The organism is Micromonospora sp. CNZ280 (genome assembly GCF_011759515.1).
Window position 1 is genome coordinate 400,001 of sequence record NZ_JAAOYP010000005.1, and the last position, 21,369, is coordinate 421,369.

Genomic DNA, 21,369 nt, shown 5'->3' on the forward strand with positions numbered 1-21,369 from the left:
CACCAACGTTGAAAAGTTGGGGGATGACCTGTGGTTAGGGGTGAAAGGCCAATCAAACTCCGTGATAGCTGGTTCTCCCCGAAATGCATTTAGGTGCAGCGTCGCGTGTTTCTTGCCGGAGGTAGAGCACTGGATGGTCTAGGGGGCCCACAAGCTTACCGAAATCAGCCAAACTCCGAATGCCGGTAAGTGAGAGCGCGGCAGTGAGACTGCGGGGGATAAGCTTCGTAGTCGAGAGGGAAACAGCCCAGATCACCAGCTAAGGCCCCTAAGCGTGTGCTAAGTGGAAAAGGATGTGGGGTCGCATAGACAACCAGGAGGTTGGCTTAGAAGCAGCCACCCTTTAAAGAGTGCGTAATAGCTCACTGGTCAAGTGGTTCCGCGCCGACAATGTAGCGGGGCTCAAGTACACCGCCGAAGCTGTGGCACTCACACAATGACTTCGCGAAGTTCTTCGGAGCTTCGTGCAGGTGTGTGGGTGGGTAGGGGAGCGTCGTGCCGGGGGTGAAGCAGCCGAGTGATCGAGTTGTGGACGCGGCACGAGTGAGAATGCAGGCATGAGTAGCGAAAGAAGGGTGAGAAACCCTTCCGCCGGATGACCAAGGGTTCCAGGGCCAGGCTAATCCGCCCTGGGTGAGTCGGGACCTAAGGCGAGGCCGAGAGGCGTAGTCGATGGACAACGGGTTGATATTCCCGTACCCGCGAAAGAGCGACCCTGATGAACCTCGTTGTGCTAACCACCCGAGCCTGGGGAGGTCTTCGGACCGAACTGGGGGAGCGTGGGAACCTGGCGGGTAGTAGTCAAGCGATGGGGTGACGCAGGAAGGTAGCTGATCCCGGCCGGTGGTTGTGCCGGGGTAAGCGTGTAGGCCGTGCTGTAGGCAAATCCGCAGCACATGTAGGCTGAGACGTGATGCCGAGCCGATTCAGGTGAAGTCAGTGATCCTATGCTGCCGAGAAAAGCCTCTAGCGAGTTCTGAGCGGCCCGTACCCCAAACCGACACAGGTGGTCAGGTAGAGAATACCGAGGCGATCGGGCGAACTGTGGTTAAGGAACTCGGCAAATTGCCCCCGTAACTTAGGGAGAAGGGGGGCCGGAGACGTGAAGCCCCGCGCGGGTGGAGCGTTGTATGGCCGCAGAGAGCAGGGGGAAGCGACTGTTTACTAAAAACACAGGTCCATGCGAAGAAGTAATTCGATGTATATGGACTGACGCCTGCCCGGTGCTGGAACGTTAAGGGGACCTGTTAGCTCTTCGGGGCGAAGCGGAGAACTTAAGCGCCAGTAAACGGCGGTGGTAACTATAACCATCCTAAGGTAGCGAAATTCCTTGTCGGGTAAGTTCCGACCTGCACGAATGGCGTAACGACTTCCCCACTGTCTCAACCACAGGCCCGGCGAAATTGCATTACGAGTAAAGATGCTCGTTACGCGCGGCAGGACGGAAAGACCCCGGGACCTTTACTATAGCTTGACATTGGTATCCGAATTAGCTTGTGTAGGATAGGTGGGAGCCGGTGAAGTCCATACGCCAGTATGGGTGGAGGCAATCTTGAAATACCACTCTGGTTGATTTGGGTATCTAACTTCGGACCGTGATCCGGTTCAGGGACAGTGTCTGGTGGGTAGTTTAACTGGGGCGGTTGCCTCCTAAAAGGTAACGGAGGCGCCCAAAGGTTCCCTCAGCCTGGTTGGCAATCAGGTGTTGAGTGCAAGTACACAAGGGAGCTTGACTGTGAGACTGACAGGTCGAGCAGGGACGAAAGTCGGGACTAGTGATCCGGCACTTGCGTGTGGAAGCGGTGTCGCTCAACGGATAAAAGGTACCCCGGGGATAACAGGCTGATCTTCCCCAAGAGTCCATATCGACGGGATGGTTTGGCACCTCGATGTCGGCTCGTCGCATCCTGGGGCTGTAGCAGGTCCCAAGGGTTGGGCTGTTCGCCCATTAAAGCGGTACGCGAGCTGGGTTTAGAACGTCGTGAGACAGTTCGGTCCCTATCCGCCGTGCGCGTAGGATACTTGAGAAGGGCTGTCCCTAGTACGAGAGGACCGGGACGGACGAACCTCTGGTGTGCCAGTTGTCCCGCCAGGGGCACGGCTGGTTAGCTACGTTCGGAAGGGATAACCGCTGAAAGCATCTAAGCGGGAAGCTCGCTTCAAGATGAGGTATCCCACCACCCCTTGGGTGGGTAAGGCCCCCAGCTAGACGACTGGGTTGATAGGCCGGAAATGTAAGCCCGGTAACGGGTTCAGTTGACCGGTACTAATAGGCCGAGGACTTGACTACCAAGCTGCTACGCGTCCACTGTGCAACTCACAGCAAACGAACAACAGACCACTGTGTGGTGTTGTTTGATATGTTGATAGAGTTACGGCGGTCATGGCGGAGGGGAAACGCCCGGTCACATTCCGAACCCGGAAGCTAAGCCCTCCAGCGCCGATGGTACTGCACTCGCGAGGGTGTGGGAGAGTAGGACACCGCCGGACAATCTTCCAGTCGAGGGCCGCCCCATCCGGGTCGGCCCTCGACTGCGTCGCGCCGTAGGTGGCGCAATCAGGAAGGATGTACCCGTGAGTTCAGGACCCCAGGGCGGAGACCGTCCGCGCCGCTACGACGACCGGCAGGGTGGGCGCGACAGTCGCCCCCGTGACGACCGCGGCGGCCAGCGCGGCGGCGACCGCCGCGAGGGCGGCTTCCGCGGCGGGCCGCGGGATGGCGACTTCCGGCCGGGCGGCTACCGGCGGGACGCCGGCGACCGCGATGGCGGGTTCCGCGGTGGCCAGCGCCGTGAGGGTGGTTTCCGTGGCGGTGACCGTGAGGGCTTCCGCGGTGGTGAGCGCCGTGAGGGTGGTTTCCGCGGTGGTGACCGTGAGGGCTTCCGCGGTGGCGAGCGCCGTGAGGGCGGTTTCCGCGGTGGTGACCGTGAGGGCTTCCGCGGTGGTGAGCGCCGTGAGGGTGGTTTCCGCGGTGGTGACCGTGAGGGCTTCCGCGGTGGCGAGCGCCGTGAGGGCGGTTTCCGTGGCGGTGACCGCGATGGCGACCGTCGCGAGGGTGGTTTCCGTGGCGGTGACCGCGATGGCGGGTTCCGCGGTGGTGACCGTCGTGAGGGCGGTTCCCGTGGCGGCGAGCGCCGTGAGGGCGGTTCCCGTGGCGGTGACCGTGAGGGCTTCCGTGGTGGTGAGCGCCGTGAGGGCGGTTTCCGTGGCGGTGACCGCGATGGCGGGTTCCGCGGTGGCGACCGTCGCGAGGGTGGTTTCCGTGGCGGTGACCGTGAGGGCTTCCGTGGTGGTGACCGTCGTGAGGGCGGTTTCCGTGGCGGTGAGCGCCGTGAGGGTGGCTTCCGTGGCGGTGACCGTGAGGGCTTCCGTGGTGGTGACCGTCGTGAGGGCGGTTTCCGTGGCGGCGAGCGCCGTGAGGGTGGCTTCCGTGGCGGCGAGCGCCGTGAGGGTGGCTTCCGTGGCGGTGACCGTGAGGGCTTCCGTGGTGGTGACCGTCGTGAGGGCGGTTTCCGTGGCGGCGAGCGCCGTGAGGGCGGTTCCCGTGGCGGTGACCGTGAGGGCTTCCGTGGTGGTGACCGTCGTGAGGGCGGTTTCCGTGGCGGCGAGCGCCGTGAGGGTGGCTTCCGTGGCGGCGAGCGCCGTGAGGGTGGCTTCCGTGGCGGTGACCGTGAGGGCTTCCGCGGCGGCGAGCGCCGTGAGGGTGGTGCGCCGCGTGAGAGCTTCCGCGGTGGCGACCGCCGTGAGGGCGGCTTCCGCGGTGGCGACCGTCGTGAGGGTGGTGCGCCGCGTGAGGGCTTCCGCGGTGGCGACCGTCGTGAGGGTGGTGCGCCGCGTGAGGGCTTCCGCGGTGGCGACCGCCGTGAAGGCGGCTTCCGTGGGGACCGCGACGGCGGGTACCGGGGCGGGGATCGCCGCGACGAGCGGCGGGAGCGTCCCGAGGCCGGTGCGGCCGAGCGCGGCCCCGCGCTGCCCGACGAGATCGTCGCGACCGACCTCGACAAGGACGTCCGCGCCGAGCTGCTCTCGCTGGCGAAGCCGGTCGCGGAGACGGTCGCGCGCCATCTGGTCGCCACCGGTCAGCTGATCGACGAGGACCCGGCCGAGGCGCTCGCGCACGCGCTGGCCGCCCGTCGGCTGGCGTCCCGCATCGCCGCCGTCCGCGAGGCGGTGGGCCTGGCCGCGTACCACGCGGGCGAGTGGCAGACTGCGATCGCGGAGCTGCGCACGTACCACCGGATGACCGGACTGCAGAGCCACCTGGCGGTGCTCGCGGACTGCGAGCGGGCCCTGAGCCGGCCAGAGCGGGCGATCGACCTGTTCCGTGGCGCGGACCGGGAGAAGCTTGACCAGGCCACCGCCATCGAGCTGCTGATCGTGGCCGCCGGGGCCCGGGGCGACCTGGGCCAGAAGGACGCCGCGGTGGCGATGCTCCAGGTCCGCGAGCTGACCAGCGAGGCGACCGAGCCGTGGGCGGCCCGGCTGCGGTACGCGTACGCGGACGCGCTGCTGGCGGTCGGGCGACGCGAGGAGGCCCGCGAGTGGTTCTCCCGGGCCGCCGACGTGGACACCGAGGGCGAGACCGACGCCGCGGAGCGGCTGCTCGAGCTCGACGGCGTGCTGATCGAGGGCGACGACGAGGACGAGGAGTCGGCGGAGGAGATCGCCGCCGGCCCGGGCACGCCCGGTGCCGTGCCGGCCCGGCCGGACGCGGACCTCACCGGCGACGCCGACGTCACCGCACCGCGCGAGCGCGACGCGGAGACCGGCCCAAACCAGCGTGAGGCGGCCGACGCGACGGGTCCGGACCAGAGTGAGGCGGCCGACGGGGCCGGCCCGGACCGGCGCGACGCGGAGGCCGGCCCGGACCAGGGTGACGCGGCCGGCGGCCGGTGGGACGTCGATGCCGCCGAGTGGCGGGACGAACCGCAGGCCGCCGAGGTGCCGACGGACGACCTGGCCGACGACGAGCTGACCGAGGTCGAGGCGCAGTCGGTGGCCAGCGCCGGCGACGCGCCGGCCGGCGAGGTCACCGCGACGTTCCGGGCGGCCGGCGAGGAGCCCGGCGCCGGACCGGCTACGGCCACCCCGACCGGTGCGACCCCGGCGGACGAGCCGGAGTCGGACCGGCGGTGATCGACGGGGAGCGGCTGGTCGACGGGTACGCGCTCGTCGTCTTCGACCTGGACGGGGTGATCTACCTGATCGACCGGCCGATCCCCGGCGCGGTCGAGGCGGTCACCCGGCTGCACGGGGAGGGGCGGTTGGTGGCGTACGCCACCAACAATGCCTCGCGCCGGTCCAGCGAGGTGGCCGACCTGCTCACCGGCATGGGCGTGCCGGCCCGCGCGGACGAGGTCCTGACCTCGGCGGCGGCCGCCGCCGAAGTGCTGCGGGACCGGTTTGCGGCCGGCAGCCCGGTGCTGGTGGTCGGTGCCGAGGCGCTGCGCGCGGAGCTGCGCGCGGCCGGCCTGACCCCGGTCGCCACGGCCGGGGAGGACCCGGTCGCGGTCGTGCAGGGGTACGGCCCGCAGGTCGGGTGGGTGGATCTGGCCGAGGCGGCCGTGGCCGTCCGGGGCGGTGCCGCCTGGATCGCCACCAACACCGACCGGACCCTGCCCAGCGGGCGGGGCCCGCTACCGGGCAACGGGGCGCTGGTCGCCGCGCTGCGGACCGCGCTCGACCGGGACCCGGACGTGGTGGTCGGCAAGCCGGAGCCGGCGCTGTTCAGCACCGCGGCCCGCCGCGCCGGCCAGGGCCGGACCCTGGTGGTGGGCGACCGGCTGGACACCGACATCGAGGGGGCCCGACGGGCCGGGCTGGACAGCCTGCTGGTGCTCACCGGGGTCAGCGACGTGGCCGAGCTGCTGGCGGCCCCGGCCGAGCGCCGGCCCACGTACGTCTCGATGGACCTGGCGGGGCTCTTCGACCCGGCGGCCGTGGTGCGGGTGCCCGCCCCGGCGGACACCGCCGGTTGGTCGGTGGCGGACCGCGACGGGGCGCTGGAGCTGTCCGGCGGGGGCCGGACGCTGGATGCGCTGGCGGCGCTCTGCGCGGCCGCCTGGTCCGCGCCGCGGCCGGCGCCGGTGCGTGCCGCGTCGGCGGAGGCGGGCCGGGCCCTGGCCGAGTTCGGCCTGCCCGGCTGAGGGCACGTACGCCCGGGGCCGCGCAGCGCTGCGGCCGAGTGTCAGAGCAGCTTGCGCAGCTTCATCAGGTCGAACGGGCTCGCCTTGATCGACACTCGGCGGGACGCCACCGCGCGGGTCACGTCCAGCTCGCCGCGGACCAGGGCGACCAGATCGTCGCTGCTGGTGCTCAGCGCGATCTTGGCCTTCGGGTCGTCGCCGTCGGTCATCTCGACCAGCCGGCCGTCGGCGATCCGCCCGTGGAAGGCAGTGTCCAGGTCGGTGATCCGGCAGGCCAGCGTGCGGTCCAGGTCGACCCGTTCCCGCACCGTCTCCGCGTTGCGGTCCAGCCGGTCGGCCAGGTCCTGCAACGCCTGTCGGCACTCGTCCACGCTGGCCACATCGCCCCCTCACCGCTAGCCACGCCGTACCCGGCACCGTACCGCACGGGGTGCCCCGCCGGGCCGGTAGCGTGACACCTACACACCTCCACCCCGCGGAAGGACTCAGGCATGCAGGACGCGTGGCGCGCCTACCTCGAGCTGGCCATGGGCCTGACGGAGGCGCCCCGGAAGAAGGCCCAGGACGCCGTCCGCCGGCTCGTCGGCTCCGGCGGGGCCACCGCCGCCCAACTCCAGGGTCTCGCCGAGGAACTGCTCTCCACCGGCGCCGCCAACCGGGAGGCGCTGACCAAGCTGGTCCGCTTCGAGGTCGACCGCGCGCTCGGCGCGGTGGGCCTGGCCACCGCCGACGAGGTCGCCGAGCTGACCCGCCGGGTGCGCGAGCTGGAGCGCCGGCTGCGCGAGGCCAAGGGCGGCCCGTCCGGCCCCGTGCCGCAGGCGCCCCCCCAGGGCGTGTCGGCCCCCGGCGCCGAGGCGTCCGGCGTGCCGGCTCCGGGCGCGGCGCAACCGGCCGCGCCGGCCAAGGCCGTCGCGAAGAAGGCGGTGGCCAAGAAGGCCGTGGCGAAGAAGGCGGTCGCGAAGAAGGCCGTGGTCAAGAAGCCGCCGGCCACCATCACCCCGGCCCAGGCCGAGCCGGCCCGGCCGGTGAAGAAGGCGCCGCCGCGTAAGCGGCAGCCGGGCGGTGCCGAGTGAGGCCGGTGCCGACCCGCCGGGGCCCGCGGTGACCGGCCCGGCGCGTCCCGGCCCTCCCCCCGGCGCCCGCCCCGGGCCGCCGCCGGGCGCCCGCCCCGGACCGCCGCGCCCGGCGGTGATCGACGACACCGGCGAGGTACGTCATCCCGCGGTCGACGCCGCCGTCCAGGCGATGATCAACGCGGCGGGCCTGCCACCGGCGGACCAGATCGCACAGTACGAGGCGGCCTACGAGACGCTGCGGGAGACCCTCGCCACCATCGACCAGGCCTGAGGAGACCGGAGAACCACCCATGGCACGTCGTAACCGGCTGGACGCCGAGCTCGTCCGCCGCGGTCTGGCCCGCTCCCGCGAGCAGGCCGCCGCGCTGGTGGAGGCCGGCCGGGTGCAGTTGCGCGGAGTGCCGGCCCGCAAGGCCGCCGCGATGGTCGACCCGGCCGACCCGCTGCTGGTCACCGGCGACGACCCCAGCTCGGAGTACGTCTCCCGGGGCGGCCACAAGCTGGCCGGCGCGCTGGCCGCGTTCGGCCCCGGGCTGCGGGTGGCCGGCCGTCGCTGCCTGGACGCCGGCGCCTCCACCGGCGGCTTCACCGACGTGCTGCTGCGCGCCGGCGCGGCCGAGGTGGTCGCCGTCGACGTCGGGTACGGCCAGCTCGCCTGGCCGCTGCGCAACGACGCCCGGGTGCGCGTCTTCGAACGCACCAACGTCCGTACGCTCACCCCGGAGGCCATCGGCGGGCCGGTCGAGCTGACCGTGGCCGACCTGTCGTTCATCTCGCTGCGCCTGGTGCTGCCGGCGCTGGCCGGCTGCACCGGCGCCGACGGCGACCTGGCGCTGATGGTGAAGCCGCAGTTCGAGGTGGGCAAGGAGCGGGTCGGCGCGGGCGGGGTGGTCCGCGACCCTGCGCTGCGGGCCGAGGCGGTGCTGGCCGTGGCGACCGCCGCCGCGCAGCTCGGGCTGGGCCTCGCCGACGTGGCCGCCAGCCCGCTGCCCGGGCCGAGCGGCAACGTCGAGTTCTTCGTATGGTTACGCCGGGACGCACCACCGGCCGACCCGGAGCGGGTGCGGGCCGTGGTGGCGGCCGGGCCGGGCGGTCCGGCGGCGTCCGGCGACGTGCCGGACGCGGCGACGGAGGAGGTGGCCGGGTGAGCGCGGTCGCGAACGGCGGGGACGCGCGGGGCCGGTCCGCGCCCGGCTCGGAACGGACGGTCCGGTGAGCCGGACCGCCCTGCTGGTGACGCACACCGGCCGCCGGCGCAGCACCGAGCACGCCCGGGCGGTGGCGGCCGACCTGATCGCGGCCGGCTTCGAGGTGCGGGTGGTCGCCGAGGAGGCCGACGACCTCGACCTGCCCGGCGTGATCCCGGTGACCGGCCCGAAGGCCGCCGAGGGCGCCGAGATCGTCTTCGCCCTGGGCGGGGACGGCACCTTCCTGCGCGCCGCCGAGCTGGCCCGGCCGGCGAAGGTGCCGCTGCTCGGCATCAACCTCGGCAAGGTCGGCTTCCTCGCCGAGGCTGAGATCGACGACCTGGACAGCGCGGTACGCGACGTGGTCGGCCGCAACTACACGGTGGACGAACGGCTCACCCTGGACGTCACCGCCGAGTTCGACGGCGGCCCGACGATCGAGTCCTGGGCACTCAACGAGATCAGCGTCGAGAAGGGCGAGCGGGCCCAGATGCTCGAACTCCTCGTCGACGTGGACGGCCGGCCGCTGTCCCGCTACGGCTGCGACGGGGTGGTCTGCGCGACGCCCACCGGCTCCACCGCGTACGCGTTCTCCGGCGGCGGGCCGGTGGTCTGGCCGGAGGTGGAGGCGCTGCTGCTGGTGCCGATCAGCGCGCACGCGCTGTTCAGCCGCCCGCTGGTCACCGCGCCCACCTCCACCTTCGCGATCACCGTCGACCCGTTCACCACCCTGGCGGTGCTCAGCTGCGACGGGCGGCGGGTCTACGACCTGCCGCCCGGTGCCCGGGTGACGGTGCGGCGCGGGGCGCTGCCGGTCCGCATCGTCCGGCTGCGCGCCCGCCCCTTCACCGACCGGCTGGTGGCCAAGTTCGGGCTGCCCGTGCACGGCTGGCGCGGCTCCCGCCGCTGACCCCCGGCCGTCCGGCCCCCGGCAGCCCGGCTCGACCGGCGCCGGCCTGCCGACAGTGCCCTCGACCGGCGGCACCGGCCGTCGGAAACGGCCCGACTCGCGTCGGCCCACCGGTGAACGCCGGGCCGACGCCCGGCCTCGCGCGCGTGTCCACCTGGCGACATGTCGCCGGTGCGGCAACCGTCGCTAGTGACCACACGATGATCTCCGTCGCAGACTCCGATCGGTCGGTCCCCACCGGTGCCGGCCCTGGAGTAGAGGAGCTCATCCATGCACTGGCCCCCACGCTGGCTCGCCGCCGGCGCGGTCGGCGCGCTGGTGGTCGGACTCGCCGCCCCGGCGTCCGCCGCCCCGCCCGCCCGACCCACCGGCCCGACCCCGGGCACACCCGCCCCGGGTGGCGCCGCGCCCGTCCGGATCACCCTGATCACCGGTGACCAGGTCGAACTGACCTCGGCCGCACCCGGCCGGGTGGCCGCCACCGTCCACCCCGGCCCCGGCCGCGACCGGGTCACCTTCCAGACCATCGAGGTCGACGGCGGAGTGCGGGTGCTGCCCAGCGACGTCGTGCCGTACCTCACCGCCGGGGTGCTCGACCCGGACCTGTTCGACGTGCAGGAGCTGGCCGCGGACGGCTACGGCGACGCCGACCAGGGCGCGCTGCCGCTGATCGTGCGCTACCAGGAGCCGGCCGCCGGTCGGGTCCGCACGCTGGCCGGGGCGACCGACGCGCGGCCGCTGGAGAGCATCAACGGCGCCGCCCTGCGGGTCGGCAAGGGCGACCTCGGCGGCCTGTGGACCGCGCTGCGGAACGCGCCGGCCGGTCGTACCGCCGCAGCGGGCCCGGCCCGGCTCGGCGCCGGCATCGCCCAGGTGTGGCTGGACGGACGGGTCCGTCCGGCGCTGGAGCACAGCGTGCCGCAGATCGGCGCGCCGGGGGCCTGGGCGGCCGGCCGGGACGGCGCCGGCGTGCGGGTCGCGGTGCTCGACACCGGCGCCGACGCCGACCACCCGGACCTGGCCGGCCGGATCGCCGAGAGTCAGGACTTCTCCGGCACCGGAAGCGCCCGCGACGGGCACGGCCACGGCACCCACGTGGCGGCCACCATCGCCGGCAGCGGCGCGGCCTCGGACGGGCTGCGCAAGGGCGTGGCGCCCGGCGCGCGGCTGCTCGTGGGCAAGGTGCTCGACGACGGCGGCAGCGGCTACGAGTCGGCGATCATCGCGGGCATGGAGTGGGCCGTCCACTCCGGCGCGAAGGTGGTCAACATGAGCCTCGGCGGTGGCCCCACCGACGGCACCGACCCGATGAGCCAGGCGCTCAACGACCTGACCGCGCAGACCGGGGCGCTCTTCGTGGTCGCCGCCGGCAACGAGGGCGCGGCCCGCACGGTCGGCGCCCCGGGCGCGGCGACCGCGGCGCTCACCGTCGGCGCGGTGGACCGCGCCGACCAGCTGGCCGACTTCTCCAGCCGGGGCCCTCGGCTCGGTGACAGCGGCCTGAAGCCGGAGATCACCGCGCCGGGCGTCGGCATCGTCGCCGCCCGGGCCGCCGGCACCGGCATGGGCACGCCGGTGGGGGAGGCGTACACGGGCGCGTCCGGCACCTCGATGGCCACGCCGCACGTGGCCGGCGCGGCCGCCATCCTCGCCCAGGAGCATCCGGACTGGACTGCCGGGCAGCTCAAGGACGCGCTGGTCAGCACCGCGAAGAGCAACCCCGAGCTGACCGTCTACGAACAGGGCGGCGGCCGGGTCGACGTGCCCCGGGCGCTCGGCCAGCGGGTGTACGGCTCGGCCACCGCCGACTTCGGCCGGCTGACCGGCGAGGCGACCGCCGAGCGGACCGTCACGTACACCAACGGCACCGCTGCGGCGCAGACCCTGCGGCTGGCGCTGGAGCTGCGCAACCTGGACAGCGGCGCGGCCGAGGCCGACGGCGTGTCCGTCGGCGCCACCGAGGTGACCGTGCCGGCCGGCGGCAGGGTCGCCGTGCCGCTGCGGGCCGATCCGGCCAAGCTGGACCGCGGCCCGCACGGCGGCTGGCTGGTGGCGACCGGCGCGGACGGCGTGACGGTACGGACCGCCGTCGGGTTCACTCTCAGCGGCCCGCAGCACACCGTGACCCTCCGCGCGCTCGGCATCACCGGGCAGCCCGGCCCGGCGCCGGTCATCACCCTCTTCGGCGAGCACCCCGAGTCGGACCGGCTGCTCTTCACCTTCGGCGGGGACGTGCAGGTGCAGGTCGAGGAGGGGCCGTACCTGCTTCAGGCGCTGATCGAGCACGGCGCCCCGCTGGACGAGCAGATCACCCTGGTCACCGACCCGGAGCTGACGATCGACCGGGACCTCACCGTGCTGCTCGACCCGCGCAAGGGCACGCCGGTGCGGATCGAGACGCCGAAGCCGGCGGAGCAGCGCGCGACGATCAGCTTCTACGAGCACCGTGTCTTCGGCAACGGCCGGCAGGTCGACCACGGCGTGATGACGTTCAGCACCATCCAGCAGGTGAACGTGACCCCGACCCGCCCGGTCAGCCGCGGCGAGTTCGAGTTCTCCTCCCGCTGGCAGTTGGTGAAGCCGATGGTGGAGGCCACGGTCAGCAAGGTGGCCGGCCCGCTGGACATCAACCTGCTGCACCAGTCCCCGGCCCCCACCGGCCGGCGGAAGCTGCCGCTGGTCTGGGCCGGCACCGGCAGCCCGGCCGACCTGGCCCGGGCGCGGGGAGCCGCCGCGCTGCTCACCGCCGACCCGGAGCGCTCGGAGGAGGAGCAGGTCGCCGCGGCCGCCGCGGCCGGCGTGGCGGTGGTGCTCATCGTCCGCCCGGCGGACTGGAGCGCGTGGACGGTCTGGAACCCGGTCGGTGATCGGTTGCCCGTCCCGGCCATGGTGGTCGCGTACGACGACGGCCAGCGGATGATCGCGGCGGCCCGCACCGGGGGCGCGACCCTGGACCTGACGCTGACCGTGGACAGCCCCTACCTGTACGACGTGTTCCAGGTGTCGAAGGGCCGGGTGCCGGAGCGGATCGTGCACAAGGTGACCGCGGCGAACACCGCCGAGGTGACCACGCACTACGCCGACACCGGCGGGCTGGACTGGACCAAGGAGCAGCGGTTCGGCTGGCGCCCCTGGCAGGAGTACTCCTGGAACGACGACCAGCGGATCGCGCGCAGCGGCAGCACCCGCCAGGAGTGGGTGAGCGCCGGCGACTCGTGGTGGCAGCACCGGGTGATGCACCGGCTCACCTGGTCGAGCTGGGGTCGCCTGCTCGGCGGGCTGACCCAGCAGCCCCGCCGGTACACCGGCACCGACCGGGACACCGAGACCTGGCACGCCCCGGTGGTCCGGCCGGCCGTGCCGGCCGCCGCCGGCGCCCCGGTGCCGCGACGCACCGGGGACACCCTGGACCTGCGGGTCGCCGAGTTCGTCGACGCCGACGGGCACTACGGCACCGCCGGGGCCAGCGAGGAGCAGGACGTGGTGGAGGCCCGGCTCAGCCGGGACGGGCAGCAGATCGCCGACCTCAGCGGCGGCTGGGCGCCGGTGGCCACCACCCCGCAGGCCGCCCGCTACCGGCTGGACCTGACCACCCGCCGCGCGTCGGAGGAGTGGCGCTGGGCCACCCGGACCGAGACGAGCTGGCGGTTCGGCTCGGCCCGGCCGGCCGGCGACGAGGCGCGGCCGTTGCCGCTGCTCCAGGTGGACTACCAGGTGCCGGCCGACCTGCGCGGCGAGGTGTCCGGCCGGCACGAGCACCGGCTCGGCCTGACGCTGCGCCAGCCGGCCGGCGTACCGGCGCCGAAGGGCACCAGCCTGCGGGTGGAGGTGTCCTTCGACTCCGGCGCGACCTGGCGGTCGGTGCCGGTGCGCGGCTCGGGCACCCGCTACACGGCGCTGGTGCCGGCCGGCACGGGAGCGGTGTCGCTGCGGGTGCACGCCGCCGACCGCGCCGGCAACGTCGTCGACCAGACCGTGATCGACGCGTACGGGCTGCGCTGAACCGGCGTCCGCGCGGGGCCGGCCCCCTCACCCGCGCGGACGCACCGCCGGCCCGTCCGGCTGCCACCAGGCGATGGTCGGCAGCCGGACCGGGCCGCGGCCAGTCGCCGCCGGCACCGCCTTCGGGTGGCGGGGCCGGCGGCGGCGCGGCCGGCCGCGGAGCCGGTCATCGCCGCCGAGATCATGCGCGGCGCGGGGAGGCCGGTGCCGGGCGGTCAGAGCCAGCCGCGCCGGGCGGCCTGGTAGGCCAACCCCGGGCGGGTGTCCACCCCGGCGGCCGTCATCAGGTCGGCCAGCCGGCGCTGCACGGTACGCCGGCTCACCCCGAGCTGGGAGGCGATGGACTTGTCCGGCACCCCGGCCACGAAGAGCGAGAGCAGCCGCACCTCGTCGGCGTCCGGCTGGTACCCGTCGGCGTCGTCACCGGCGGGCGCGGTGGCCGACCGCAGCGGGATCGCCACCCGCCAGTGGCTCTCGAAGAGGGCGATCAGCGCGTCGAGCAGTTGACTGCTGCCGATCACCGCGGCGGTCGGCTCGCCGCCGTCCCGGTCGGGCACCAGCGGGCAGATCGCCGTCCGGGCGTCCACGATGGCCAGCCGGACCGGCAACCGGTCCAGCACCCGGGCCTGCTCGCCGGCCCGGACCCCCTGCTCCACGTCGGCCAGCGCGCCCGGTTCCAGGAGCATCTCCCGCTCGTAGATGGCCCGGTAGCGCACCCCACGGGCCAGCGCGTCGAACTCCTCGACGTTCTCCGCGCCGGGCATCGCCAGCGGGTTGGCCCGGCAGAACCACAGCACCTCGTCGCGCGCCGAGTTCTGCAGGTCGCGCAGCCGCTCCCGGAGCACCCCGGCGCCGGTGATCACCTCGACCAGGTGGTCGGCGTCGTGCCGACGCAGGCCGGCGCGGTACTCCTCGGTCAGCCGGGTGACCGCCACCCGGGCCGCCTCCAGCGCCTCCTGCCGGCGCAGCAGCGCCTCGCCGAGCGCGACGTCGGGCGCCAGCGGCCGCAGCGGCCCGTCCGGGTCGGGTCCGGTCGGCAGCACCAGCCCCTTGCCGCGCAGGGCGGCCAGTTGGGCGACGACCTCGGCGCGCGGGCGGCGCAGCCGCCGGGCCAGCTCGTCGACCCGGGCCACGGTGAGCTGGACGAGGCAGCGGTACAGCTCCTCCTCGTCCGAGGTCAGGCCGATCACGTCCAACACGGAGCTGAACTGTACGACGCCGCGACCCACGGCCTCGCCGGCTGGTCAACTGTCGGGGGCCGCGTCTACTGTCGGGTGCTGTGCTGGAAGAGCTGCGCATCACCGGACTGGGCGTCATCGAGGACACCACGCTGCCGTTGACCGGCGGGATGAACGTCATCACCGGCGAGACCGGTGCGGGCAAGACCATGGTGGTGACCGGCCTCGGCCTGCTCTTCGGTGGCCGGGCCGACGCCGGGCGGGTGCGGGCCGCGCCGGGCCGCGCCGTGGTGGAGGGGCGGCTGCGGCTGGCCGGCCGGGTCGCCGAGACGGTGCACGCCCGGATCACCGACGCGGGTGGCGAGCCCGACGAGGACGGCGCGGTGCTGCTCAGCCGCACGGTGACCGTCGAGGGCCGGTCCCGGGCGCACCTGGGCGGCCGCAGCATGCCGGTGTCCATGCTCGGCGAGGTCGGCGAGCAGGTGGTGGCCGTGCACGGCCAGTCCGACCAGCTGCGGCTGCTGCGCCCGGCCGAGCAGCGGGCGGCGCTCGACCGGTTCGCCGGCCCGGAGCACGAGAAGCTGCTCGACGCGCTGCGCGAGGCGTACACCGGCTGGCGGCGCGTGGTCGACGACCTGGCCGACCGGCGGCGCAACGCCCGCGAGCGCAACCAGGAGGCCGACCTGCTGCGGCTGGGCCTGGACGAGATCACCCGGGTCGACCCGCAGCCCGGTGAGGACGACGAGCTGAAGGCCGAGGCGCAGCGGCTGGAGCACGCCGAGGGGCTGCGCGCCGCGGCCGGGCTGGCCCAGCAGTGCGTCGCCGGCGGGGTGGAGGCCGCCGACGACACGCCCGACGCGACGGCCCTGCTCGGCACGGCGCGGCGCACCCTGGAGGCGCAGGCCGGCACCGACCCGGCGTTGGGCGAGCTGGCGGCGCGGCTGGAGGAGGCGGCCACCCTGGTCGCCGACGTCTCCGCCGAACTCTCCGCCTACCTGGCCACGCTCGACGCCGACCCGGCCCGGTTGCAGGCCGTCTACGAGCGCCGGGCGGCGCTGCGCGGGCTGACCCGCAAGTACGCCGACGACGTGGCCGGGGTGATCGCCTGGGCCGAGCGGGCCCGCACCCGGCTGTCCGACCTGGACACCTCCGACGAATTCCTCGACGAGCTGGACCGGGAGGCCCAGCGGCTGGCCGGCGAGGTGGCCGACCTGGCCGGCCGGGTGTCGACGTCGCGCCGCGAGGCGGCCGCCCGGTTCGCCGAGCAGGTCACCGTCGAGCTGGCCGGGCTGGCCATGCCGCACGCCCGGATCGAGGTGGCGGTGCTGCCCCGGCCGGCCGGGCGGGCCGAGCCGGCGTTGCCGGTCAACGGGGTCGAGGTCGGCGTCGGCCCGGACGGCGGCGACGAGGTCGAGCTGCGCCTGCTGGCCCACCCGGGCGCGCCGGCGCTGCCGCTGCAGCGCGGCGCCTCCGGCGGTGAGCTGTCCCGGGTGATGCTCGCCATCGAGGTGGTCTTCGCCGGCTCCGGCGGTCCACCCACGCTGGTCTTCGACGAGGTCGACGCCGGGGTCGGCGGCCAGGCCGCGGTGGAGATCGGCCGCCGGCTGGCCCGGCTGGCCCGCAGCCACCAGGTGCTGGTGGTCACCCACCTGCCGCAGGTGGCCGCGTTCGCCGACCGGCACCTGGTGGTGGCGAAGGACACCGGCGGCGCGGTCACCACCAGCGGGGTGCGCGTCGTGGAGGACACCGAGCGGGCCCGGGAGCTGGCCCGGATGCTCGCCGGTTTGCCGGACTCGGATCTGGGTATCGCCCACGCCGAGGAGTTGCTGGCGGTGGCGGCCCGGGAAAGGCGGCTGTGACCCCGCCGATTGTGACCACAGGCACACCGGGGCGCGTCCCGGTGTGCTTCCCTGGGTAGGCGGCCCTGCTCAGGCATGTCGCGACAGCAAACCCTGCCTCACATGCCAGGATGGTCACGATGCGTCTACCCACGTTGCGCCGGACCCGGACCACGGAACCGGGCCGGATCGTCGGCACCGCCCGGCTCGACCGCCGTACGAAGCGGCTGGTCGGGCGGCTGCGTCCCGGCGACATCGCGGTCATCGACCATGTCGACCTGGACCGGGTCGCCGCCGACTCGCTGGTCGCCGTCGGCGTCGCCGCGGTGCTCAACGCCAAGCCGTCGGTCTCCGGTCGCTACCCGAACCTCGGCCCGGAGGTGCTGATCGGCGCGGGCATCCCGCTCCTGGACGACCTGGGCGAGAGCATCTTCGAGCAGATCCGCGAGGGCGACGTCGTCCGGATCGAGGGCAATACCGTGTACGTCGGCGACGAGCCGGTGGCGCACGGCGCCCTGCAGGACGCCGAGACGGTGGCCAAGGCGATGGCCGATGCCCGGGAGGGCCTCTCGGTGCAGTTGGAGGCGTTCGCCGCCAACACCATGGACTACCTCAGGCAGGAGCGCGATCTGCTCCTCGACGGCGTCGGCGTGCCCGAGATCCAGACCCAGATCCAGGGCCGGCACTGCCTGATCGTGGTCCGCGGCTACGACTACAAGGCCGACCTGGACGTGCTGCGCCCCTACATCCGGGAGTTCAAGCCGGTGCTGATCGGCGTGGACGGCGGCGCGGACGCCCTGGTCGAGGCCGGCTACACCCCCGACATGATCATCGGCGACATGGACTCGGTCACCGACGACGTGCTGCGCTGCGGCGCCGAGGTGATCGTGCACGCCTACCCCGACGGCCGGGCGCCCGGGCTGGCCCGGGTCACCGGGCTGGGCGTCCCGGCGGTGACCTTCCCGGCCGCCGCGACCAGCGAGGACCTCGCCATGCTGCTGGCCGACGAGAAGGGCGCCTCGCTGCTGGTCGCGGTCGGCACCCACGCCACCCTGGTGGAGTTCCTCGACAAGGGCCGCGGCGGGATGGCCTCGACGTTCCTCACCCGGCTGAAGGTCGGCGGCAAGCTGGTCGACGCCAAGGGCGTCAGCCGGCTCTACCGGCAGAGCATCTCCGGCTCCTCGCTGCTGCTGCTGGTCCTCTCGGCGGTCGCCGCGATGGCCTCCGCCGTGGCGGTCTCCACCGTCGGCAAGGCGTATTTGGGCGTGGTCTCCGAGTGGTGGGACAATTTCGTGTTCCAGCTCGGCCAGCTCTTCTAGCTCCCCGACGATCAAGAGGCTGCAAGCGTGATCAATTTCCGCTACCACGTGGTATCCCTGACCGCGGTGTTCCTGGCGTTGGCGATCGGCCTGGTGGTCGGCACGGCCGCCCTCAACGGCCCGGTGGCCGACTCGCTCAAGGAGAACGTCAACGCGCTGCGCAAGGACAACCAGCAGATGCGCCAGACGGTCAACAACCTGGAGCGGGAGCTGGAGATGGAGGAGGACTTCGCGGCCGAGATCGCCCAGGTCGTCCTGCCCGGCCGGCTCACCGGCAAGCGGGTGCTGGTGCTCAGCCTGCCCACCGGTCGCGAGCACACCGAGGGCGTGGTGAAGATGCTGCAGCTCGCCGGTGCCGACGTCACCGGCCGGGTCGACCTGCAGGACAAGTTCATCAACCCGGACAACAACAACAACCTGCTGGAGCTGGCGGTGACCGCGGCCCGCCCCACCAGCGCGCCGACCTCCGGCCTGCCGGGCAACGGGCACGGCGTGGAGACCTCCAGCGCCCTGCTGGCCAGCGTGCTGCTCGACCGCTCGCCGGGGGCGGCCCCGGTCAGCGAGGCCGACCGGCGGGCGGTGCTGGCCGCGTACAGCAACGCCGGCTACCTGACCACCGAGGACCGGGTGACCGGGTCGGCCGAGGCCGTGGTGGTGGTCAGCGGGCAGCCGTACGTCGACAAGGACTCGGCCAAGAAGGACGAGTCGGTGGTCAAGGTCGCCGAGCAGTTCGACCGCACCGGCTCGATCGTGGTCGGCGGCACCGGCTCGGCCGGCGGCAACCTGGTGGCCATCGTGCGCGGTGACCCGGTGCTGACCCAGACCATCTCCACCGTCGACAACGCCAACACCATCCAGGGTCAGCTGGTCACCACCCTGGCGCTGGTGCAGCAGCTCAACGAGAAGAAGGCCGGACAGTACGGCGTCGGCGACAACGCCGCCTCGCTGCTGCCTAGACTGCCCCAGTGAGCGAAGGACGTACCCGGGTGTCCGGCCTGCCGGCCGTGGAACCGGGCCGTGGCGGCGCGCCGGCCGCCGCCGAGCGGAGCGGGGGAGCAGCTTGAGCGTGCTGGGTCGACTGCTGATCGCCGGGGCCGGTGCGGCCGCCGCCCGGTACGCGCTGCGCGAGGTGCGTAGCGCCCCGGTCGGGCCGGCGCTGGACCGGACGAACTTCCGTGGCCGCTCGGTCAGCCTGGCCGCCGGGCCGGCCCTGGCCGTGGGTGCGGCGGGGGCGGGCGCGTTCGGCGCCACCAGCGCCGCCTCGGGGGCCGCCGCGCTGGTCGCCGGCGTCGGGGCGGGCGCGGTCGGGCTCTACGACGACGTGGTCGGGGCGCGGCCGGAGCAGAAGACCGCAAAGGGCTTCGCCGGGCACCTGGCCGCGCTGCGCGAGGGGCGGGTCACCGCCGGCCTGATCAAGATCGTCGGGGTGGGCGCGGCCGGGCTGGGCGCCGCCGCCCTGCTCGCCGCCGATCCCCGGGTCGCCGCGCATCCCCGCCGGCAGCGTCAGCGCGCGTTCGGTCGCGGCGTGGACGTGCTGCTCGGCGCGGGGGTGGTGGCCGGCACCGCCAACCTGCTCAACCTGCTCGACCTGCGCCCCGGGCGGGCGCTGAAGTCCGGTGTGCTGCTCGGCGCGCCGCTGGCCGGCGGCCCGCACGGCGGGATCGCCGCGGGCGCGGTCGGCGCCGCCGCCGGCCTGCTCCCCGACGACCTCGGCGAGCGGGTGATGGTCGGCGACAGTGGCGCGAACGCGCTCGGCGCGTTGCTCGGCGTCGCGCTGGCCGCCCGCACCGGCCCGGTCGGCCGGGCCGCCGTGCTCGCCGCGCTCGCCGGCCTCACCGCGGCCAGCGAGAAGGTGAGCTTCACCCAGGTCATCCAGCGCACCCCCGGGCTGCGCGAACTCGACGCGCTGGGCCGTCGCGCCGACTGACGTGACCACACCGGCACCCCTCGCCGGCACCGGCCGTGTCGCCGGAGCGGCCGCGCTCATCGCCGTCCTCACCGTGCTCAGCCGGCTCGCCGGCTTCGGCCGTACCGCCGTCTTCACCTGGACGCTGGCCCCCACCGACCTCGGCGGCACGTACGTCGTCGCCAACCAGGTGCCGAACTTCATCTTCGAGATCGTCGCCGGCGGGGCCCTGGCCAGTCTGGTCGTGCCGCTGCTGGCCGGGCCGGTGGCGGCGGGGGACCGGGCGAGCGTGGCCCGTACCACCGGCGCCCTGCTCTGCTGGACGCTGGTCCTGCTCGTGCCGCTGGCGCTGTTGGTGGTGCTGTTCGCCGGGCCGCTGGTCGGGGCGCTCGGCGAGGGCCTTAGCGCGGCCCAGCAGCACAGCGGCGAGCGGATGCTGCGGGTCTTCGCCCCGCAACTGCCGCTCTACGGGGTGGGGATCGTGCTCACCGGCGTGCTCCAGGCGCACCGCCGGTTCGCCTGGCCGGTGATCGCGCCGCTGCTGTCCAGCCTCACCGTGATCGTGGTCTACCTCGGCTTCACCGCGGCCGAGGGGCGGCTGGCCACGGTCACCGACGTGAGCCGGGGCGGGGAGCTGTTCCTGGCGGCCGGCACCACGGCGGGTGTGGTGGTGCTCTCGCTGTCCCTGCTGGTCCCGGTCCGCCGGCTGCGACTCGCGCCGCGGTTCGGGTTCGGGTTTCCCGCCGAGGCCCGCGCCCGGGTGGGCGGGCTGGCGGTGGCCGGGGCGGTGACGGTCACCGCCCAGCAGGTCGCGCTGATCGTCAGCCTCAACCAGGTCACCTACGGCGCGGCCGCCAACCCGGGCGTCTACAACCTGGCGCAGGCCGTCTACCTGCTGCCGTGGGCGGTGCTGGCGGTGCCGCTGGCCGTCGCCGCGTACCCCACCCTGGTGGCGGCCCGGGCGGCCGGCGACGAGGACGGCTACCGCGCCACGCTGGCGCCGGCGGTGCGCGGGGTGCTGCTGTTCAGCTTCCTCGGCGCCGCGGCGCTGGTCGGCACCGCCGTGCCGGTCGGGCACTTCTTCTTCGACGGCCCGGCGGCGTCCACCGCCGCCGGGGCGGTCGCCGGGTTCGCCCCCGGACTGCTCGGCTACGGGCTGTTCGCCCTGCTCAGCCGCGCGCTGTACGCCCGGGGCGAGACCCGGGCGGCGACCGGCGCGATCGCCGTCGGCTTCCTGGTGGTGCCAGCGGCGGCGCTGTCCCTCGGCGCGCTGCTGCCGCTGCGCGACCGGGTGCCGGCCGTCGCCCTGGCCAATTCGGTCGGGATGCTGCTGCTCGGTGGGCTGCTGCTGGTGGCGGTGCGCCGCTCGGCCGGGGTCGCCGCGCTCGCCGGAGCGGCCCGGGCGGGTGGCGCCGGGCTGCTCGCCGGCGTGCTGGCCGCGGCGGCCGGCGCGGCTGCGGCACACTGGCTCGCGGCGACCGGGGACGGGACCCCGACGACACTCGCGGCACTCGTGCAGGGCATGCTGTCCGGAGTCCTGGTCGGCGTGGTGTTCCTCGCCGTGGCCCGGCTGGTGGACCGGCGGGACGTGCAGCCGCTGCTCGCGGGGGTGCTGCGGCGGCTCGGCCGGGGGCGGCGGGCCGGCGGGGCGCGACCCGACGGCGTGCCCCCGGAACGGGGGGACGGGAAGGAGACGGTGTCCCGGTGAGCGCGTGGCGTGCGCCCGCGGGCCGCACGGCCGGCGACGGGAGTCGTGCCGGATGAATCCGGTACGGCGCGGGACGGGTGACCGGCGGTCGGCGGTCGC

General features: G+C 73.9%; 14 protein-coding genes and 2 rRNA genes (1 of these 16 running past the window's edge). 14 read left to right on the forward strand and 2 right to left on the reverse strand.

The genetic code is table 11. The features are described from left to right. The 4 genes from FHX32_RS32515 to FHX32_RS32530 form a co-directional block, all read left to right on the forward strand. Positions 1–2,290 (forward strand): 23S ribosomal RNA (locus FHX32_RS32515); it begins 822 nt to the left of the window's first position. An 83-nt stretch (positions 2,291–2,373) separates the two neighbouring features. Then, a 5S ribosomal RNA gene (gene rrf, locus FHX32_RS32520) occupies positions 2,374–2,490 on the forward strand. 1,530 nt (positions 2,491–4,020) lie between these two features. Beyond that, complete coding sequence (locus FHX32_RS35565; RefSeq protein ID WP_486481473.1) at positions 4,021–5,136, forward strand: Replicase polyprotein 1ab; 1,116 nt, start codon at positions 4,021–4,023, stop codon at positions 5,134–5,136. Beyond that, positions 5,133–6,146 carry an HAD-IIA family hydrolase gene (locus tag FHX32_RS32530; protein WP_167191732.1) on the forward strand — a complete coding sequence of 338 codons (1,014 nt, stop codon included), beginning with the start codon at positions 5,133–5,135 and terminating at the stop codon, positions 6,144–6,146. The genes FHX32_RS35565 and FHX32_RS32530 overlap by 4 nt, the downstream gene beginning before the upstream one ends. 41 nt (positions 6,147–6,187) lie before the next feature. Here FHX32_RS32530 and FHX32_RS32535 read toward each other — a convergent pair whose 3' ends face one another. Continuing rightward, positions 6,188–6,526 carry an SCP2 sterol-binding domain-containing protein gene (locus FHX32_RS32535; RefSeq protein ID WP_088994709.1) on the reverse strand — a complete coding sequence of 113 codons (339 nt, stop codon included), beginning with the start codon at positions 6,524–6,526 and terminating at the stop codon, positions 6,188–6,190. A gap of 111 nt (positions 6,527–6,637) precedes the next feature. Here FHX32_RS32535 and FHX32_RS32540 point away from each other — a divergent pair, with 111 nt between their 5' ends. The 5 genes from FHX32_RS32540 to FHX32_RS32560 all read left to right on the forward strand — a co-directional run bounded on the left by FHX32_RS32540 (position 6,638) and on the right by FHX32_RS32560 (position 13,321). Then, positions 6,638–7,219, forward strand: coding sequence for a hypothetical protein (locus FHX32_RS32540; protein WP_167191734.1), 582 nt, complete (start codon positions 6,638–6,640; stop codon positions 7,217–7,219). Between the two features lie 28 nt (positions 7,220–7,247). Beyond that, positions 7,248–7,493, forward strand: coding sequence for a hypothetical protein (locus tag FHX32_RS35570; protein ID WP_167192231.1), 246 nt, complete (start codon positions 7,248–7,250; stop codon positions 7,491–7,493). A gap of 19 nt (positions 7,494–7,512) precedes the next feature. Further along, on the forward strand, positions 7,513–8,370 hold the full coding sequence (locus tag FHX32_RS32550) for a TlyA family RNA methyltransferase (RefSeq protein WP_167191736.1): 858 nt from the start codon (positions 7,513–7,515) through the stop codon (positions 8,368–8,370). A gap of 64 nt (positions 8,371–8,434) precedes the next feature. Beyond that, a complete protein-coding gene (locus FHX32_RS32555) occupies positions 8,435–9,319 on the forward strand; it encodes an NAD kinase (protein ID WP_088994705.1) in 885 nt (294 codons plus the stop codon). A 270-nt stretch (positions 9,320–9,589) separates the two neighbouring features. Next, positions 9,590–13,321 (forward strand): S8 family peptidase, encoded by a 3,732-nt coding sequence (locus FHX32_RS32560; protein WP_167191738.1) that lies wholly within the window; start codon positions 9,590–9,592, stop codon positions 13,319–13,321. A 215-nt stretch (positions 13,322–13,536) separates the two neighbouring features. Here FHX32_RS32560 and FHX32_RS32565 read toward each other — a convergent pair whose 3' ends face one another. Further along, the gene (locus tag FHX32_RS32565; protein WP_167191740.1) at positions 13,537–14,520 is read right to left on the reverse strand and encodes a helix-turn-helix domain-containing protein; all 984 of its coding nucleotides are present in this window, start codon (positions 14,518–14,520) and stop codon (positions 13,537–13,539) included. Positions 14,521–14,600: 80 nt separating this feature from the next. Here FHX32_RS32565 and recN point away from each other — a divergent pair, with 80 nt between their 5' ends. The 5 genes from recN (at position 14,601) to murJ (ending at position 21,270) form a co-directional block, all read left to right on the forward strand. Beyond that, positions 14,601–16,358, forward strand: a complete 1,758-nt coding sequence (gene recN / locus FHX32_RS32570; RefSeq protein WP_167191742.1) for a DNA repair protein RecN — start codon at positions 14,601–14,603, stop codon at positions 16,356–16,358. A 119-nt stretch (positions 16,359–16,477) separates the two neighbouring features. Continuing rightward, positions 16,478–17,656, forward strand: a complete 1,179-nt coding sequence (steA, locus tag FHX32_RS32575) for a putative cytokinetic ring protein SteA (protein ID WP_167191744.1) — start codon at positions 16,478–16,480, stop codon at positions 17,654–17,656. 27 nt (positions 17,657–17,683) lie between these two features. Beyond that, a complete protein-coding gene (locus FHX32_RS32580; protein WP_167191746.1) occupies positions 17,684–18,625 on the forward strand; it encodes a copper transporter in 942 nt (313 codons plus the stop codon). A 91-nt stretch (positions 18,626–18,716) separates the two neighbouring features. Then, positions 18,717–19,583 (forward strand): hypothetical protein, encoded by an 867-nt coding sequence (locus FHX32_RS32585; RefSeq protein ID WP_167191748.1) that lies wholly within the window; start codon positions 18,717–18,719, stop codon positions 19,581–19,583. A 1-nt stretch (position 19,584) separates the two neighbouring features. Continuing rightward, the gene (gene murJ / locus FHX32_RS32590) at positions 19,585–21,270 is read left to right on the forward strand and encodes a lipid II flippase MurJ (protein ID WP_167191750.1); all 1,686 of its coding nucleotides are present in this window, start codon (positions 19,585–19,587) and stop codon (positions 21,268–21,270) included. Positions 21,271–21,369: the final 99 nt, after the last annotated feature.